Origin of the sequence: Pseudomonas sp. KNUC1026 (assembly GCF_021650705.1) — a bacterium.
GTDB lineage: Bacteria > Pseudomonadota > Gammaproteobacteria > Pseudomonadales > Pseudomonadaceae > Aquipseudomonas.
In genome coordinates, this window is record NZ_CP087138.1 from 2,390,174 (window position 1) to 2,407,542 (window position 17,369).

Here is a 17,369-nt window from a genome sequence, read left to right on the forward strand (position 1 = left end):
CGCAATATGCGCAATGCCCGCCCGATTCGCTGGGCGGATCGGTAACGGGCATAGCAGGTCGATGCGGCTAGGCCTGTGGCTTCAGCGCCAGCACTGCCAACGGCGGCAGCGTCAGGCACAACGAGTAAGGCTGGCCGTGGCCTGGCACTTCATCGGTGGCCACTCCCCCCGTTACCCACATTGCCGCCCGAGTACTCCTGCCCGTCAGTGTTGATCAGCTCGCCCCACTGCCCGGCGAACGGCACACCGATGCGATAACCCTCGCGCACCTCGGGCGTGAAGTTGGCCACCACCAACAGCGGCTCACCCTCTTTGCTCCAGCGCAGGAACGCGTAGACGCTGTTGGCAGCATCGTCTCCGATCAACCATTGGAAGCCCTGCGGCTTGCAGTCCTGGTCATGCAGAGCGGGCTGCTCGCGATAGAGGCGGTTCAGGTCGGCTACCAGCGTTTGCACGCCTTTGTGCTCGGTGTATTGCGTCAGATACCAATCGATCTGGTGATCGTGGTTCCACTCGCGCCACTGGCCGATTTCACAGCCCATGAACAGCAGCTTCTTGCCCGGGTGCGCCCACATGAACGCCAGGTAGGCGCGCAGGTTGGCGAATTTCTGCCAGCGGTCGCCGGGCATCTTGTCGATCAGCGCTTTTTTGCCGTGCACCACTTCGTCATGGGAAATCGGCAGCACGAAATGCTCGGAGTAGGCGTACACCAGCCCGAAGCTCAGCTCGTTGTGGTGATGCCTGCGGTGGATCGGGTCATTCTGGATGTAGTGCAGCGTGTCATGCATCCAGCCCATGTTCCATTTGTAGGCAAACCCCAGGCCGCCCTGCTCTGTAGGCTGGCTCACGCCCGGCCAGGCCGTGGACTCTTCAGCGATCACCATGGCGCCAGGGGCTTCGTGGCGCACCACATCATTGAGGTGGCGCAGGAAGTCGATCGACTCCAGGTTCTCGCGCCCACCGTAGCGGTTCGGTACCCACTCACCGGCTTTACGGGAATAGTCGCGGTACAGCATCGAGGCCACGGCATCCACTCGCAGGCCATCGACGTGGAAGTGGCGCAGCCAGTGCAGCGCCGAGGCGATCATGAACCCGTGCACCTCGGTGCGGCCGAGGTTGTAGATCAGCGTATTCCAATCCTGGTGAAAGCCTTCGTGAGGGTTGTCGTATTCATACAACGCCGTGCCATCGAACCGGGCAAGGCCGTGTTCGTCGGTGGGGAAATGCGCAGGCACCCAGTCCAGAATCACGCCGATACCGGCCTGATGGCAGCGATCGACGAACGCTGCGAAATCCTGAGGCGTGCCGTAGCGAGCCGAAGGTGCGAATTGCGACAGCGGCTGGTAACCCCAGGAGCCACCGAAGGGGTGTTCCATGATCGGCAGCAGTTCGATGTGGGTGAAGCCCATCTTTTGGATGTAGGGAATCAAGCGGTCGGCCAGCTCGTGCCAGTTGTACAGGCGCGAGGACTTCACCGGCTTCGTTGACTTCAACTTCCCAGGAGCCTGCGTGTAGTTCGTAGATCGAAACCGGCTTGGTCGAGTCGGTCTGCAGCCGCTGCTCCATCCAGGCGCTGTCGTTCCAGGCGTAGTCCAGCGGCGGTGCCACCTTGGAGGCGGTCAGAGGTGGCAGCTCGGTCGCCAGCGCCATGGGATCGGCCTTGAGCGGCAGGATGCCGTGCTCGCCCAGCACTTCGTACTTGTACGCCTCACCGGCAGTGAGCCCGGGAATGAAGATTTCCCACACACCCGACGGTTTGCGCAGGCGCATTGGATGGCGGCGGCCATCCCAGCCGTTGAAATGGCCGACCACCGATACCCGGCGGGCATTAGGTGCCCACACACTGAACCGCACGCCTTGCACACCGCCGATCTCAGTCAGCTGCGCACCCAGCGCGCTACTGAGGTTGCGGTGGTTGCCCTCGGCGAACAGGTACAGGTCCATTTCGCCCAGCAGTTCACCGTAACTGTAGGGGTCGGCCGTCACCTGCTCGCCACCGGCCCAGTGGATGCGCAGCCGGTAACCCTCATCACCAGGCACCTGGGCTGCGAAAGCCCGGCACGCGGTGCTGCTGCAGCTCTGCACGTACGTTGTCGTCATGCCAACCCAGCGCTTCAACTCGCAGGGCATTGGGAAGGTAGGCGCGAATGAAACGGCCACCGTGGCCGTCGTCATGAGCACCCAGCACGGCGAACGGGTTGCCGTGCTCGGCGCGCACCAGCGCCTCGATTTCAGCCTGCGCCGGAAACAGTCCGGGGCGTGAGTCATGTGGCGCGTGTTGCATCGTACTTCTCCCAGTCAGGCGCCGAGCAGGCCAGCGAACCCTGCAGGGGCACCGCCAGCCAGGCCGGCCGATTTTCGGCTTCATAGGCGATTTCGTAAGCGGCTTTTTCAAGGCTGAACAAGGTGCAAGCTGCCTGCGCGCCCTGGGCATCGGCCCAGGCGTGCGGCACAGCAGCAGTGGCCTTTTCATAAGCGCCCAGGAAAGCCTCCGTGGAGCGTTTGTAATAGTCTTTTGCAACGCGCTGCCGGGCATCCTCTGCCCCGCAGTGGCGTCCACTGACTGGGCGTTGCGTACGGCCATGGCAGCGGCGTAATGGAACGAACGCAGCACGCCGCTGACGTCCTTGTAGGGGCTGTATTTACCTCGGCGCTCTTCCAGCGGCCGGGCCGGCTCGCCTTCGAAGTCGATCAGGAACGCATCGCCCTTGACCACCAGGATCTGGCCCAGGTGCAGGTCGCCGTGCGCACGCATGATCAGGCCGCCCTGCGCTTGCTTGGCCAACGCGCGCACGCGCTCGAGCAGCGCGGTGCGCTGGGCGAGCACGGTTGCAACGAGGGAGCGAGCGTCATCAGCGAGAGCGTCCTTGTTCTGGTCTATCAAGCTGTAGCGCACGTTCGACCTGCGCGCTCACGCTTTGGGTCCATTGCTCGGCATCTTTTTTCGTACTGGCGCGCGCAGCAAAGGCTTCGTCGCCTGTAGGCCCGGCGAGGGCTACATGCATTTCACCCAAACGCTGGCCCAGCAACGTGGCAAAGGCCTCCAGCTCACCCAGCGCATCGTAATGCGCATCCTGGCCGGACTGTGCGTGCTCCAGGGCATCGCGCACCGCCCGTTCGAGGCTGTTCTGCGTCCACTGCCAGGCGTCGCCCTGATTGTCCAGATAGCCCTGGGCAATCATCAGCAGGTGCGGCGTGCCGTCTTTGCCCACCCGGCTCACCGAGCCGAGCAGTGGCGAGATATTGGCGTAACCGGCGGCGGTCAGGAAGGCACCCATCTCAAGCTCCGGATGGATGCCGCCGCTGACCTTGCGGATCATCTTCAGCACCATCGCACCCCCGATGACCACCGAGCTGTTCGATTGCTCGGCGCTCAGGTAGCGCACCTCAGGCTCGTTGCCCAGGTTCAGGCGAGGCAGGTGCTCGGTCGCACTGAACTGTAGCTCGCCCTCATCGCACGTCAGCACCGTCCCTTGGGCCAGGCCCTGCACCACGGCGCGGATGAAGCTTTCGAGCACAAAGCCGTCGGTGATCAGCCCGACCTGGCGGCCCCGGCGCACACGCGCCAGTGCCAGTTGCTGCGGCAGCGCCTTGTTGATGTGCTCCTCCGGCAGCAGGCCGAAGGGGAACTGATAACGGCTTACCTGCTCGCCCTGCACCACTTCGATCTCGCTGAGCAGCGCCGGGTAAGGCAATGCGGAGAAGCGAGTGCCGTAAACGATGCGCACCTGATCCACCGGCAGGTCTTTGCCGCCGAACCAGCGCCGCTTGGGCAGGTACTGGCGCAGCGCGGTATCTTCCAATGTCTGGCGGCTGGGGGCTTCGAGCAGTTCTTCGAGGCGCTTTTTCAGCACCAGTGTCGCAAATTCAGGCAGCGGCTCGGCCGCTTCGACGTGCCAGCTGGGCATCTGATCCTCCGGGGCGAGCAAAAACCAATAGAAGGCATAAGGGGGCAAGGTCAGCAGAAACGGCAACTGGCCAATGGGCGGGAATGCACTGCCGCCAAGCATCTCGACCGGCACACGGCCAGAGAAGGTGCTCAATTCGAGCTCTGCTGCCTGGGCGGCGCGCGACAGGTTGGCCACGCACAGGATGGTTTCGGTGCGGCCCTGCTCGTCGGTGTACTCGCGGGCATAGGCCAGAATTCGCCGGTTGCTCGGCGCCAGCATGCGCAGGGTGCCGCGGCCGAAGGCCTTTTGCTGCTTGCGCACAGCCAGCATGCGCCGGGTCCAGTTGAGCAGCGAATGCGGGTCGCGGTCCTGGCTCTCGACGTTGACCGAGGCATAGCCGTACAGGGAATCCTGAATCGGCGGCAGCACCAGCTGCGCCGGATCCGCGCGGGAGAAGCCACCATTGCGATCGATCGACCACTGCATCGGCGTGCGCACGCCGTCGCGGTCGCCGAGGAAGATGTTCTGTCCCATGCCGATCTCGTCGCCGTAGTACAGCGTCGGGGTGCCCGGCATCGACAGCAGCAGGCTGTTGAGCAGCTCGACCCGCCGCCGATCACGCTCCAGCAGCGGCGCCAGGCGCCGGCGGATGCCCAGGTTGATGCGTGCGCGGCGGTCGGCCGCATAATAATCCCAGAGGTAGTCGCGCTCGCGGTCGGTGACCATCTCCAGCGTTAGCTCATCGTGGTTGCGCAGGAAGATCGCCCACTGGCACTTGGCCGGGATGTCGGGGGTCTGGCGCAGAATGTCGGTGATCGGGAAGCGGTCTTCCTGGGCGATGGCCATGTACATGCGCGGCATCAGGGGAAGTGAAACGCCATGTGGCACTCGTCGCCCTCGCCTTCGCCGAAGTACTGCTGGGTATCTTCCGGCCATTGGTTGGCCTCGGCCAACAGCATGCGGTCGGGATAGTTGGCGTCGATCTCGGCACGGATCTGCTTGAGCACCGCGTGAGTTTCAGGGAGGTTTTCGTTGTTGGTGCCGTCGCGCTCGACCAAATAGGGGATGGCGTCCAGGCGCAGGCCGTCGACGCCCATGTCGAGCCAGAAGCGCATCACGTCGATGACCGCTTTCATCACCTGCGGGTTGTCGAAATTCAGGTCTGGCTGGTGCGAATAGAAGCGGTGCCAGAAATACTGGCCAGCCACCGGGTCCCAGGTCCAGTTGGACTTTTCGGTATCGAGGAAGATGATCCGCGTGCCGTCGTACTTGTGGTCGTCATCGGACCAGACGTAGAAGTCCCGCGCCTTGCTGCCCTTCTTCGCCTGGCGTGCGCGCTGGAACCAGGGGTGCTGGTCGGAGGTGTGGTTGATGACCAGCTCGCAGATCACCCGCAGCCCGCGCTTGTGCGCCTCGGCGATCAAGCGCCGTGCATCGGCCAGGGTACCGTAATCGGGATGGACGGCCTTGTATTCGGCGATGTCATAGCCGTCGTCGCGACGTGGCGAGGGGAAAAACGGCAGCAGCCACAGGGTGTTCACGCCAAGCCCTGCAATGTAATCGAGCTTGGCGATCAACCCGGCGAAGTCGCCGATGCCGTCATTGTTGGCATCGAAAAACGACTTCACGTGCACCTGGTAGATGACCGCGTCCTTGTACCAGAGCGGGTCGTTCAGAAACGCAGTAGTGCGGGGCTTCTTTGCCATCTCAATGACCTACCTCCGGGGCGGTGGTGATGCGCCAGATGCCGAAAGGCAGCTGCGATGGATCGATGCGCATGAACTGGGTCTTGCCGTACCAGGTCCAGGTGTGGCCATTCATCAGGTCTTCACCATGGGTGGCGGCGTCGTCACCCAAACCCAGCTCCCACAGCGGCAGCTCGAAGTGCGCCTCCTGAGCGTTGTGCGGGTCGAGGCTCACAGCAATCAGAATGTAGTTGCTGCGGTCGGGAGTGCGTTTGGCGAAGTAGAGAATCTGATCGTTCCAGCAGGGCAATGCCGTAAAGCCCAAGTGGCTTTGCAGCGCGGGGTTCTGCCGGCGGATGCGGTTGAGCTGGGCGATTTCGGCCACGATGTTGCCGGGTTGTGTGAAGTCGCGCGGGCGGATCTCGTATTTCTCGGAGTCCAGGTACTCTTCCTTGCCGGGTACCGGTGCCGACTGGCACAGTTCGAAGCCCGAATACATGCCCCACAGGCCCGAACCCATGGTCGCCAGCGCTGCGCGCAGCAGAAAGCCCGCGCGCCCGGAGTCGTGCAGGAAGTACGGGTTGATGTCCGGCGTATTGACGAAGAAATTCGGCCGGTAGCAGTGCGCCAAGGGCGGCTGATTCAGCTCGGTGAAGTACTCGCTGAGCTCTGCCTTGGTGTTGCGCCAGGTGAAGTAGGTGTAGCTCTGGCTGTAACCCACCTTGCCCAGGCGCGCCATCATCGCAGGCTTGGTGAACGCCTCGGCGAGGAACATCACCTCGGGGTCCTGCGAGCGGATGTCGTCGATCAGCCATTGCCAGAACGGCAACGGCTTCATGTGCGGATTGTCCACGCGGAAGATCTTCACGCCCTCCTGCACCCAACCCCAGACCACGTCGCGCAAAGCCAGCCACAGGCTGGGCACCGCGTCTGCCGCGTAGAAGTCGACGTTGACGATGTCCTGGTACTTCTTCGGCGGGTTTTCGGCATAGCGGATCGTGCCGTCCAGGCGCCACGAGAACCAGCCCGGGTGCTCCTTGAGCCAGAGGTGGTCCTGGGAGCACTGGATGGCGAAATCCAGGGCGATCTCCAGGCCATGCTCTGCGGCGGCCTTGACCAGATTGCGGAAGTCTTCGCGGCTGCCCAGTTGCGGGTGAATGGCCTCGTGGCCGCCGTCGGCGCTGCCGATGGCATCGGGGCTGCCGACGTCATCGGGGCCTGCGGTGAGAGAGTTGTTCGGGCCTTTGCGGTGGGCTCGGCCGATCGGGTGAATGGGCGGGAAATACAGCACATCGAAACCCATGTCACGGATCATCGGCAAACGCGCGTGCACGTCGTTGAAGGTGCCGTGGCGAGCCTTGTCGTCGGTGATCGAGCGTGGGAACAGCTCGTACCAGCTGGCGAATTCTGCCAGTGAGCGCTCGACTTCCAGCGGGTATTCCGGGCTTTTCGACAGGAACGGGCGGTGGTCGGCCAGAGCCATCAGCGCGCGCGTGTCACTGCGCAGCAGCAGTGCCACCTTTTCATCTACACCCAGTGGCGCCAGTTGGTCGTGCAGGTCGCGCAACTGCTGGCGCAAGGTGCCGTCGCTGCGTTCCTGCGCGCCCTGAAGCATCAGGCGCCCTTCTTCGAGCTCCAGCTCAACCGGCACACCGGCGCCGTACTTCTTCTCCAGCTCGTAGCGGTAGCTTGCGAATTCGTCTTCCAGGCCTCGACGCAGAACAGGTAACGGCCGATTTCATCCGGGGTGAAGCTGGCTTGCCAACTGTCATTGCCCAGGTCCTGCATCGAGACGCTGTGCCAGGCATCGGTGCCGGCTCGGCGCCAACGCAGGACGACAGCCAACTTGTCGTGGCCATCGGTGAACACCTTGGCATCGACGGTCTCTGTACGACCGGCCAGGCCTTTGACGCCGAAAGCGCCAGCCTCCAGCACAGGGCTGACCGACTCGATGGCGATGCGCGGCAACAACAGCGCCTGGGACAGGCTCAATGGGCTGTCATGGCCATGGCTGTGAGCGGCTACCGGGCCTTGTTCGAAGGGCTGTTCTGCTGCCATGAGCGGGGGCTCCTTGCGCCGGCGGGCGCGCTGTTTAAGGGTTACTGGAGTTCGAAGGCAGAGCGGCTGCGAAAGTTCAGCGGGATCGTTGCGCCATGAGTGTGGTCCATCGACAAGCAACTTGCCGCCACACTCGAACAAGGAGCACGCCCACATGACTCTTCCAGTCCCCGCCAAGACGCCTGATCCGAACATCGACAAGCCCGCCTGCCGCCCGCGACCGATCCTGACCCCACGCCGGTGGAACCACCACCGCCCAGCCCGCCCGTAGGCGACCCACCCAGCCAGGAACCGCCCGTCGAGGCGTGAGTGAATCAGCTACGCTCAGGTGCATGGCAAAAATGCAGGCCACGCCTGCGTGAGTGCCCGTTGCCGGCGCAGTAATGCGCTGGCAGCATGCCCTCGCTGGCTGGCTGAACCGCACCTGGAGTAGCGCTCTCGATGACCGTACAAGCACCATCCCCCGCACCGTCCTTGACCAACACGTGCTGGCGCATGTCAGCAATCACATTGGTTTCCTGACCCTGAACCGCCCCGCCGGCCTCAACGCCCTGACGCTCGACATGGTGCGCCAGCTCACCGCTGCACTGCAGGGCTGGGCGCACGACGACGGCGTGCATGCCGTGGTGCTGCGCGGCAGCGGCGACAAGGCCTTCTGTGCCGGCGGCGATGTGCGCGCGCTGTACGACAGCTACCTGGGCCAGTTGGGCCTGCACGAGTCGTTCTTCAGCGAAGAGTACGCCCTCGACCTGCTGCTTCATCATTACCGCAAGCCGTTGCTGGCGATCATCGACGGCTATTGCCTGGGCGGCGGCATGGGCCTGGCGCAGGCCTGCGAGCTGCGCGTGGTGACCGAGCACAGCCAACTTGGCATGCCCGAAACTGCCATCGGCTTTTTCCCTGATGTAGGCGGCAGCTACTTCCTCTCGCGCATCCCCGGCGAGCTGGGCACTTATCTGGGGCTGACCGGCCAGCGTGTGGGCGCCGCCGATGCGCTGTACTGCGGGCTGGCCGACTGGCACGTGCCGCGCGAGCGCCTGGCTGACCTGACCCAGGGGCTGGCCGACATCCAGTGGACCGACTCGCCCCTCAAGGACCTGCAGAACCTGCTGGCCCGCCTGGGAACCCAAGCGCTGCCCAATCCGCCCCTGGCCGAGCTGCGCCCGGCCATCGATCATTTCTTCGCCCAGCAGGACATTGCGGCCATTCATCAGCAATTGCGCCAGGTCAACCTGGGCGCCAGCCGTGAATGGGCACTGGCCACTGCGGGCCTGCTGGAGCAGCGCTCGCCACTGGCGATGGCCGTGACCTTGCAGATGCTGCGCCGCGGCCGCCACGCAAGCCTTGAGGCCTGCTTCGCCCAGGAAACCCACGTTGGCCAGAAGTGGCTGGAACATGGCGACTTTCTCGAAGGGGTGCGTGCGCAACTGGTCGACAAGGACAGGCAACCCCGCTGGCGCCATCCAAGCGTTGACGCGCTGGCGCCCGCCGATTGGGAAACATTCTTCGAAGGCCTGTGAACAGGCCCGCCACAAGGAGCAGGTGATGCACGATCTTGAACTGTCCGAAGAACAAGTGATGTTCCGCGACATGGCCCGCCAGTTCGCCCGGCAGGAAATCGCCCCCCGCGCCCGCGCCTGCGAGGCTGCAGGCTGGGTGGATGACGCGCTGGTCAAGCAGATGGGTGAGCTGGGTTTGCTGGGCATGGTGGTGCCCGAGCAATGGGGTGGCAGTTACCTGGACTACGTCGCCTACGCGTTGGCAGTGGAGGAAGTCTCCGCCGCCGACGGCGCTGTCGGCACCTTGATGAGCGTGCACAACTCGGTGGGCTGCGGGCCGATCCTGCAATTTGGCAACAGCGCCCAGCAGGACACCTGGCTGCCGCGCCTGGCCAGTGGCGAGGTGATTGGCTGCTTCTGCCTCACCGAGCCTCAGGCTGGCTCCGAAGCGCACAACCTGCGCACCCGTGCAGTATTGGATGGCGAGCATTGGGTACTCGATGGCGCCAAGCAGTTCGTAACCAACGGCCAGCGTGCCGGCCTGGCGATCGTATTCGCGGTGACGGACCCGGCGCTGGGCAAAAAAGGGCTTTCAGCGTTTCTGGTGCCGACCGATACGCCCGGCTTTATGGTCGAGCGCTGCGAGCGCAAGATGGGCATCCGCGCCTCCGACACCTGCGCGATCAGCCTGCAAGGGTGCCGCATACCGGCTGCCAACCTGCTGGGCGAGCGTGGCAAGGGCCTGGCCATCGCCCTGGCCAACCTGGAAGGCGGCCGCATCGGCATTGCCGCCCAGGCAGTTGGCATTGCCCGCGCCGCGATGGACGCGGCGCGTACCTACGCCCTTGAACGCCAGCAGTTCGGCAAACCGATTGCCGAACATCAAAGCGTGGCCAATCACCTGGCCGACATGCACACCCGCCTCAACGCCGCACGCCTTATGACCCTACACGCTGCCCGCCTGCGCAGCGCCGGCCTGCCGTGCCTGAGCGAAGCCTCGCAGGCCAAGCTGTTCGCTTCCGAAGTTGCCGAATGGGTGTGCTCCAAGGCGCTGCAGGTGCATGGCGGGTATGGGTACCTGGAGGATTACCCGGTCGAGAAGTATTACCGCGATGCGCGCATTACCCAGATTTACGAAGGGTCCAGCGAGATTCAGCGGATGGTGATTGCGCGGGAGTTAGTGCGGGGGCAATGGCGGCAGGGTGCGGGTGAAGGTGGTGAAATCGTCGAGGTCGTGTTTGATGATTGCGACAGTAATGGGCAATTGGACCTTTTGGTACTCATGCACGGCGATGTTCCTGAACCCGCACATACGTTTCATGGAGTCTGATAAAGGCTGATCGATCAGTTGGGCCTGTTCGAGAAAAGTGAATACGTCCTGATACCGCTGAGGGATACCAAGTTTTCTCATACGAACGACGTGCTGGCCCATGTCCAATGACGCTTGGCACGCTCGCTGCAGGTTGAGAATGGCTGCATCCTGGCGAGTGAAGTCAGTGGCGAATGTATCGGGGTTCTTTGCGTATTCTTCTCGAGCGCGGGCGACGCAGCGTTCCACCGTCGCAGCTTTGTTGATCAGTACATCGTCATCCATAAACACTCCCATTTTCCCGGATATCTTTTAATTGCCTGGCTCGCAGGGCATCCAGTTCAAACTTTTGCTGAACCACCTTCGCTTCGAAATCTCCCGTGAGTGGCTGACGGGCCTTCAGGCGTTCGCCGTGCACCACAATTTGCCACTGCAGTACTGTGGAGGCTGACTTGAGGTCGATCAAATCAACATCACAGCGAGCAACTTCTGCCACTATCTGGGCGATTTCCCACATTCGGACCGGATCAAGAGGAGGACCATCACAAAGCACAGCAAGATCCAGGTCGCTGTCGGGCCGATCTGTTCCATGAGCATGGCTACCGAACAGATAAAAAGCCTGCCAATTTGGCAAATGTCGTTCGAGAGTTCCAAGAATCAGCGGCAGGTCCATGTCGAGGCCTTCTTAGGTGAGGCGGCTATCATAGGCGCAACTTGGCGACCGCAAAAGCGGTCAGTTGCCTGTAATTCCACCCCCAATCTTGCGCACACACCCCTCCAACAACGCCCGCAACCGCACTCGCCCGCCGTCGATCCGCCCCGCAGGCCCGACGATGCTCAGCGCATACGTCCCCTGCGCGGTGTCCAGCCCCACCGACATGGCGCCGACGCCGGGCAGGTGCTCTTCCATGTCGCACGAGAAATTTTCCGAACGAATGCCCGCCAGCTCCGGCAGCAGTTGCTCCAGCGTGCGGGTGTTGGCGGTCAGGCGCTGCATCTTGCCTTCCAGTAGCGTGGTCACCGCTGCATCGCTCATGCGCGAGAGCAGCACCTTGCCCGCCGAGGTGGCGTAGATCGACAGGTAGCTGCCATCGCCCGGTGCCACGCGCAGCGTCTGGCGCGACACCACCGATTGCAGGATGAGGATTTCCAGGCCTGCTGCTTGCACCAGCACCACGGTTTCACCGCTGTCCTGGGCCAGCGCCTCCAGATGTGGGCGGGTGAGGCTGAGGATATCGACGTGGCTGTGGCTGGCCAGCCGCATCAACGCCGGCCCCAGCCGCACGCCAGCGGCGCCCTGCACGTCCAGCAGTTGCTCGAGCGCAAGGGCATCGACCAGCCGTTGCACGGTCGAGCGCGGCAGGTCGATGCGCTTGGCGATCGCCCCCAGGCTCAGGCCATCAGGTTCATCCTGCAGGCTGCGCAGAATCGCGGCAGCGCGGGAAATGACCTGAATGCCGCCCTTTTCTTGTTCTGTCATGGACTTGCTCACCTGTATCATCTGGCAATACACTGTACCGAATAGTAGTTTTTGTTGCTAAGCATTTCAAATGAAACCAACCCCTCCCCCCGCCCCTGCTCCATTCACCCCGCGCTTGATGCTGGGCCTGGTGGGCGTGCTGATTGCCGCACTGGCTTCTGGCATCAACGACCGTGTGACCGACATCGCGCTGGCCGACCTGCTGGGCAATTTCGGCCTGGGGCGTGACGAAGGCAGCTGGATCAGCTCTGCCTACGCGGCCGCCGAGGTCTCGGCGATGCTCATCGCGCCGTGGCTGGCGGTGACCTTTTCGCTGCGCCGCTTCGCCCTGGTGGCCACTTTCGCGTTCGCGCTGTTCGGCGTGCTCAGCCCGCTGGCGCCGAACTATGCCAGCCTCTTGCTGCTGCGGGTACTCCAGGGCCTGGCCGGTGGTTTTTTGCCGCCGCTGCTGATGACCGTAGCGCTGCGCTTTCTGCCCTGGCATTACAAGCTCTATGGGCTCTCCGCCTACGCCATGACAGCCACCTTCGGCCCGAACCTGGCGCTGCCGCTGGCAGCGGTGTGGAGCGAGGGTGGCGATTGGCGGCTGCTGTTCTGGCAGGTGGTGCCGGCCTGCGGGCTGGGCGGCGCATTGATCGCCTACGGCTTGCCGCAGGACCCATTGCGCCTGGAGCGCTTCGCCCAGCTGGACTGGCGCGGCGCCTTGCTGGGTGTCGGAGGGCTGGCATTGCTGGTGGTGGGCCTGACCCAAGGTGAACGGCTGGACTGGCTGGCCTCACCGCTGGTGGTGCTGTGCCTGCTCGGTGCTGCGGTGTGCCTGCCGCTGTTCCTGCTCAACGAATGGTTTCACCCGCTGCCGCTTTTCGCGTGCAGCTGCTGGCGCGGCGCAACTTCAGCTACGGCATCCTGCAATTGATGCTGTTCGTATTCATCGCCCTGGCCGGCAGCGCCCTGCCGGCAGCGTACCTGGGCCATGTGCAGGGCTATCGCCCGATCCAGACCATGCCGCTGGCGCTGACCATGGCCCTGCCGCAGCTGTTGATCGCGCCGCTGGTGGCCTGGGTGGTCAACCGCAACAGCGTGGATGCGCGCTACGTGATCGCGCTCGGCCTGGGGCTGATCGCCATCGCCTGCCTGGGCAACGCGCAGCTCACCAGTGGCTGGGTGCGCGACGACTTCTACCTGTGGCAGGTATTGCAGATGGTGGGCCAGCCGATGGTGGTGGTGCCGCTGCTGATGGCTGCCACCGGCGTGATTGCGCCGCAGGAAGGGCCATTCGCCTCGGCGATGGTCAACAGCCTGCGCGGCCTGGGTGCCACCCTGGCGGGTGTGGCGCTGGAAAACTTCACCACCTGGCGCGAGCACCTGCACAGCAACCACCTGCTCGACCAAGCGATGAACAGCCGCGTCGCGCTGCCCGCCGAGGCCAGCCTGAACCTTGCGGCCCGCGTGCGCGAGCAGGCGTTCGTGCTCACCTACGCCGACGCCTACCTGGCGTTGCTGGCGGTCATCGGCCTGGCCCTGCTGGTGCTGCTGACCGTGCCCACACGCCCCTATCCACCGCAACCCCCGGTGCCCTCATGAAACACAGAAGCGCAATTTCCCTGCTGTGCCTGGCCCTGGTGGCCTGCGCCGGCTATACCGGCTGGCGCCTGCTGGCCAGCGACGGCCATGAAAGCACCGACGATGCCTACATCCGCGCCGACTCGGTGCTGGTCGCGCCCGCGCGTGGCCGGCCAGATCGCCGAAGTCGCCGTCGACGACAACCAGCGCGTGCGCCGTGGCGACGTGCTGGCGCGGCTGGACGACGCAGACTTTCAGGCAGCACTGGCCGCAGCCAAGGCCAATGTGGCCGGCGCACAGGCCGAGCTTGCCAACCTGCAGGCCAGCATCGGCCGCCAGGGTGCGCTGATCCGCCAGGCCGGCGCGACCGTGCGCGCCACCGAAGCCAACCTCACCTTCGCCCAGGCCAATGCCCAGCGCTACCGCAACCTCTCCAACACCGGCGCCGGCACCCAGCAAGACCGCCAGCGTTCGGAAGCCGAGCTGCTGGCCGCCCAGGCGGCGCGCGAGCGCGACGCTGCCGCGCAAGTGGCTGCCGACCGCGCACTGGACGTGCTCAACGCCCAGCGCCAGGTGGCACAGGCTACGCTTGCCCGCTACCAGGCCGCCGAGCACCAGGCCGAGCTGAACCTGAGCTACACGCGCATTACCGCCCCTTTCGACGGCATGATCGGCCAGCGCGGCGCCCGCGTCGGGGCCTGGGTGCAGCCGGGCGCGCCGCTGATGGCAGTGGTACCGCTGGATGATCTGTATGTGATCGCCAACTTCCGTGAAACCCAACTGGCCCACATGCAGGCCCGCCAAAGCGTAGAACTGCGCGTGGACAGCCACCCGGACCAGGTTTTCCACGGCCACCTTGAAAGCCTGGCACCGGCCACGGGCTTGAGCTTTTCAGCTATCGGGGCCGACAACGCCACCGGCAACTTCACCAAGATCGTTCAGCGCATTCCGGTCAAGGTCCGCTTCGACGACGCAGCCGACGCCCTCAGGGCGTTGCGGGTAGGCATGTCGGTGGTGGTGGATGTGAACGTGGCACAGGAGCACTGAGTGATGCGCAAGCTTGCAATGCTCCTGGCGACTTCGTCCCTGGCCATCGCCGGCTGCAGCGTCGGCCCGGATTTCAGGCCGCCGGCGGCCGAGCTACCGAACCGATGGGCTGCCGAGACGACGCAGCACCCGCTGGACAGCCACTGGTGGCAGAGCCTGGGCGACGAACAATTGAGCGCGCTGGTGGAGCGCACGGTGCAGGCCAACCTGGACATGGCCAGCGCCAGCAACCGCCTGGAGCAGAGCCGAAGCCTGCTGCGCGTGAGCGGCTCGCAGCGTTTGCCGGGGCTGGCCAGCCATGGCGGCTACCAACGCCAGCGCAACAGCGGCGAAGGCCTGAACGACCCTTCTGGCGAGAACGGCCAGGCGCCGTTCGAGTTATGGACCGCCAGCCTGGACGCCAGCTGGGAGCTGGACCTCTGGGGCCGCGTGCGCCGCTCGCTGGAGGCCTCGCAGGCCCAGGTGCAGATCAGCCAGGCCGACCGCGACGCCCTGGCGCTGTCGTTGGCCGCGCAGGCGGCAGCCGATTACCTGCGCCTGCGCGGGGTTCAGGCGCAGCTGGAGGTGAACTGGCAGAACCTGAGCATCGCCCAGCAAAGCCTGGCACTGACGCGCACCCGCTTCGACAACGGCGTGACCACCCACCTGGACGTGGCCAACGCTGCCGCGCAAGTCGCCACGGTCGAGGCGCGAGTGGCGCCACTGGAGGCCGAGCAGAGTCGGCTGATCAACGCCCTGAGTTATCTGCAAGGCCAGCCACCGGGCGCCTTGCAGCCGGCGCTGGGTATGCCGAAACCTCTGATAGCCCCGGCTGCAGAAGTACCTCTTGGGCTGCCCTCACAACTGGCGCGCCGGCGCCCCGACATCCGCCGCGCTGAAGCCGCGCTGCATCAGGCTATCGCGCAGGTGGGCATGGCCAAGGCCGACTTCTATCCGCGAGTCACGCTTGGCGCCAGCTTCGGTGGGCAAAGCCTGGAAGGCTCGAACCTGAGCGACTGGGCGGCACGTGACTGGAGCTACGGCCCAGCCCTTTACCTGCCGCTGTTTCAAGGCGGGCGGCTGACCGGCACCCTGGCGCTGCGTGAACAGCAGGCCCAGGCGGCGGCGATCGACTACCGGCGCACCGTGCTTGCGGCCTGGCATGAAGTGGCCGATGCGTTGAGCGACTACCAGGCCGAACAACGCCATTATCAGGCACTCGACGAAGCGGTGGTGCAGAACCGCGAGGCATTGGAGGCTGCCAACCAGCGCTACCGCGAAGGGGCTATCGACTTTTTGAATGTGCTCAACGTGCAGCGCGCGCTGCTCGACACCCAAAGTGCGCAGGTCGCCAGCAAGACCGCCGTGGCCCTGGACCGCGTCCGCCTCTACAAGGCCCTGGCCGGTGGCTGGCCCGGGCAGGCATGACCGTTCGTCGCCATCAGGGCACCAAGCCGCCCTGATGGCGCCCAAGCGATAACTATCCCTGCCAAGGAAAAGACCGATGAAAAAGCCACTTGCCAGCCTCGCCCTTGCCGCGCTGTTCTCTGCGGCTTCGCTCACCGCTCTGGCGGCGCAACCCCAGGCCGGCGCCTCCAATGAGCCGATGCACAACACCGGCAACCCCAGCACCCAGGCCAACCCCAGCTCCGCCACCGATGGCGGCAATGGTGGCGCGTCCATTCCAGACCCGCAGCGCACTCCGCAAGGCCACAGCAAGCAGAGCCATGACACTCATGGCACGCAAAAGGGCAGCGGCGCAGTGGGTGGCAAAAGCCAGCCCAAAGGCGAAACCAAGCAGCAGTAAGCCGCTGGTTGCCTGGCGCAACGCCGCCAGGTTTGCCGCATGAGCGGGCAGTTTCTGCCCGCTTTCCTGTTTTTGCGCTACGCGCTCGGCCACTGCGAATTTGGTAATGGCTTGTCGCACCGCCTCCCCGCCCGCTCACTTCTCGCCGTAGAATGGCCCGCTCATGCCACTCAAGGAAGAAGCCCCCATGATGAACCTGCACCACTGGCGCCTGCTGCTGGCCGTGGCCGACACCGGCAGCTTCAGCCAGGCTGCGCGCCAATGCGGCGTTACCACCTCCGCCGCCAGCCAGGCGGTCAGCCAGTTGGAGCAGGCGCTGGGGTCGACTCTGTTGAATCGAGACCCACGTCCGGCACATGCCACCGCCTTTGGTGAGGATGTGATTGCCGGCGCCAGGCGCATGCTCGAAGCCTTCGACGGCATCCGCGAACAGGTTGCCCAGCGCCTGGGCAATCACCACGGCGTCGTGCACCTGGCGTGCGTGCCCTGTGCCAGTGCCCAGACATTGGCCGAGCCCTTGCAGGCATTCATCACCGCGCATCCGCAGGTAGAGGTGGTGCAATCGTCGGGCACCACGGTCGAGGTCGAGCGCTGGCTGGAACAGGGCGCCGCCGACATCGCTCTGTTGCCGGACGCGGCGCTGCAGCGACAGGCGCTTGCGTTGGGCAAGGAAGAATGGCTGGCCTGGGTGCCCGCCAGCCACGCCTTTGCCCGCCGCGATCGTGGCACGCGCCTGAGCCTGGGCGACCTGGCGGGGCAGCCGTTCGTGCTTGCGCATGGCGAGCAGGTGAACCCGCTGTTCGAGCGTGCGGGGCTCAGGCTTGCGGATGTGCGCGCTACAGCAGAGAGCTGGGGCGCTGCCGCTGCTCAGGTGCAGCGGGGCGAAGGGGTCACGCTGTTGCCGGCCAGCGAAGCGCCAGCCGGCGCGGCCGGGGTGCTGCAGTTCGGCCTGGCGCCGGCCTTGCAGCGGCGCGCGGCACTGGTGGTGCGTGAGGGTGCGCATTCGGCGGTGGAAACGCTGGTTGCATTCTTGCGAACGCGCCAGGCCTAGG

At 64.7% G+C, this 17,369-nt stretch carries 8 protein-coding genes and 6 pseudogenes; 7 read left to right on the plus strand and 7 right to left on the minus strand.

Annotation, left to right across the window (positions count from 1 at the left end; genetic code table 11):
* Positions 1-67: 67 nt before the first annotated feature.
* From glgB to LN139_RS11030, 4 pseudogenes are all read right to left on the minus strand, one after another.
* Positions 68-2,284: pseudogene (glgB, locus tag LN139_RS11020) on the minus strand (1,4-alpha-glucan branching protein GlgB).
* Positions 2,265-2,794: pseudogene (locus LN139_RS25650) on the minus strand (hypothetical protein); the annotation flags it as partial. The pseudogenes glgB and LN139_RS25650, both read right to left, overlap by 20 nt.
* Positions 2,795-2,878: 84 nt before the next feature.
* Positions 2,879-5,596: pseudogene (gene treS / locus LN139_RS11025) on the minus strand (maltose alpha-D-glucosyltransferase); the annotation flags it as partial.
* A gap of 1 nt (position 5,597) precedes the next feature.
* Positions 5,598-7,633, minus strand: a pseudogene (locus tag LN139_RS11030) (alpha-1,4-glucan--maltose-1-phosphate maltosyltransferase).
* Positions 7,634-8,016: 383 nt separating this feature from the next.
* On the opposite strand from LN139_RS11030, the gene LN139_RS11035 reads away from it, so the two are divergent.
* Positions 8,017-9,153, plus strand: a complete 1,137-nt coding sequence (locus LN139_RS11035) for an enoyl-CoA hydratase/isomerase family protein (protein WP_236359908.1) — start codon at positions 8,017-8,019, stop codon at positions 9,151-9,153.
* Positions 9,154-9,178: 25 nt separating this feature from the next.
* Positions 9,179-10,312, plus strand: a pseudogene (locus LN139_RS11040) (acyl-CoA dehydrogenase family protein); the annotation flags it as partial.
* On the opposite strand, the gene hepT reads toward LN139_RS11040, so the two are convergent.
* The 3 genes from hepT to LN139_RS11055 are packed head-to-tail and all read right to left on the minus strand — an operon-like array spanning position 10,310 to position 11,921.
* Positions 10,310-10,726 (minus strand): type VII toxin-antitoxin system HepT family RNase toxin, encoded by a 417-nt coding sequence (hepT, locus tag LN139_RS11045; RefSeq protein ID WP_236359909.1) that lies wholly within the window; start codon positions 10,724-10,726, stop codon positions 10,310-10,312. The pseudogene LN139_RS11040 and the gene hepT sit on opposite strands and share 3 nt — an antisense overlap.
* Positions 10,719-11,114, minus strand: coding sequence for a type VII toxin-antitoxin system MntA family adenylyltransferase antitoxin (gene mntA / locus LN139_RS11050; RefSeq protein WP_236359910.1), 396 nt, complete (start codon positions 11,112-11,114; stop codon positions 10,719-10,721). The genes hepT and mntA overlap by 8 nt, the downstream gene beginning before the upstream one ends.
* 60 nt (positions 11,115-11,174) lie before the next feature.
* Positions 11,175-11,921, minus strand: coding sequence for an IclR family transcriptional regulator (locus LN139_RS11055; RefSeq protein ID WP_236359911.1), 747 nt, complete (start codon positions 11,919-11,921; stop codon positions 11,175-11,177).
* A gap of 70 nt (positions 11,922-11,991) precedes the next feature.
* On the opposite strand from LN139_RS11055, the pseudogene LN139_RS25655 reads away from it, so the two are divergent.
* From LN139_RS25655 to LN139_RS11080, 5 genes and pseudogenes are all read left to right on the plus strand, one after another.
* Positions 11,992-13,505, plus strand: a pseudogene (locus LN139_RS25655) (MFS transporter).
* Positions 13,506-13,592: 87 nt separating this feature from the next.
* Positions 13,593-14,531 carry an HlyD family secretion protein gene (locus LN139_RS11065; protein WP_236359912.1) on the plus strand — a complete coding sequence of 313 codons (939 nt, stop codon included), beginning with the start codon at positions 13,593-13,595 and terminating at the stop codon, positions 14,529-14,531.
* Between the two features lie 3 nt (positions 14,532-14,534).
* Entirely contained in the window at positions 14,535-15,938 is a 1,404-nt protein-coding gene (locus LN139_RS11070) for an efflux transporter outer membrane subunit (RefSeq protein WP_236359913.1), read from the plus strand.
* Between the two features lie 76 nt (positions 15,939-16,014).
* Positions 16,015-16,317: a hypothetical protein gene (locus LN139_RS11075; RefSeq protein WP_236359914.1), complete on the plus strand. Its 303-nt coding sequence runs from the start codon at positions 16,015-16,017 to the stop codon at positions 16,315-16,317.
* 187 nt (positions 16,318-16,504) lie between these two features.
* Positions 16,505-17,368, plus strand: a complete 864-nt coding sequence (locus LN139_RS11080) for a LysR family transcriptional regulator (RefSeq protein ID WP_236359915.1) — start codon at positions 16,505-16,507, stop codon at positions 17,366-17,368.
* Position 17,369: the final 1 nt, after the last annotated feature.

What these genes read in the sequence shown, in the direction of transcription:
- LN139_RS11035 (WP_236359908.1), top strand. Translation starts at nt 8,017, where the DNA reads ATGCGCTGGCAGCATGCCCTCGCTGGCTGGCTGAACCGCACCTGGAGT.
- hepT (WP_236359909.1), bottom strand. Translation starts at nt 10,726, where the DNA reads ATGGATGACGATGTACTGATCAACAAAGCTGCGACGGTGGAACGCTGC.
- LN139_RS11070 (WP_236359913.1), top strand. Translation starts at nt 14,535, where the DNA reads ATGCGCAAGCTTGCAATGCTCCTGGCGACTTCGTCCCTGGCCATCGCC.
- LN139_RS11055 (WP_236359911.1), bottom strand. Translation starts at nt 11,921, where the DNA reads ATGACAGAACAAGAAAAGGGCGGCATTCAGGTCATTTCCCGCGCTGCC.
- LN139_RS11065 (WP_236359912.1), top strand. Translation starts at nt 13,593, where the DNA reads ATGAAAGCACCGACGATGCCTACATCCGCGCCGACTCGGTGCTGGTCG.
- LN139_RS11075 (WP_236359914.1), top strand. Translation starts at nt 16,015, where the DNA reads ATGAAAAAGCCACTTGCCAGCCTCGCCCTTGCCGCGCTGTTCTCTGCG.
- mntA (WP_236359910.1), bottom strand. Translation starts at nt 11,114, where the DNA reads ATGGACCTGCCGCTGATTCTTGGAACTCTCGAACGACATTTGCCAAAT.
- LN139_RS11080 (WP_236359915.1), top strand. Translation starts at nt 16,505, where the DNA reads ATGATGAACCTGCACCACTGGCGCCTGCTGCTGGCCGTGGCCGACACC.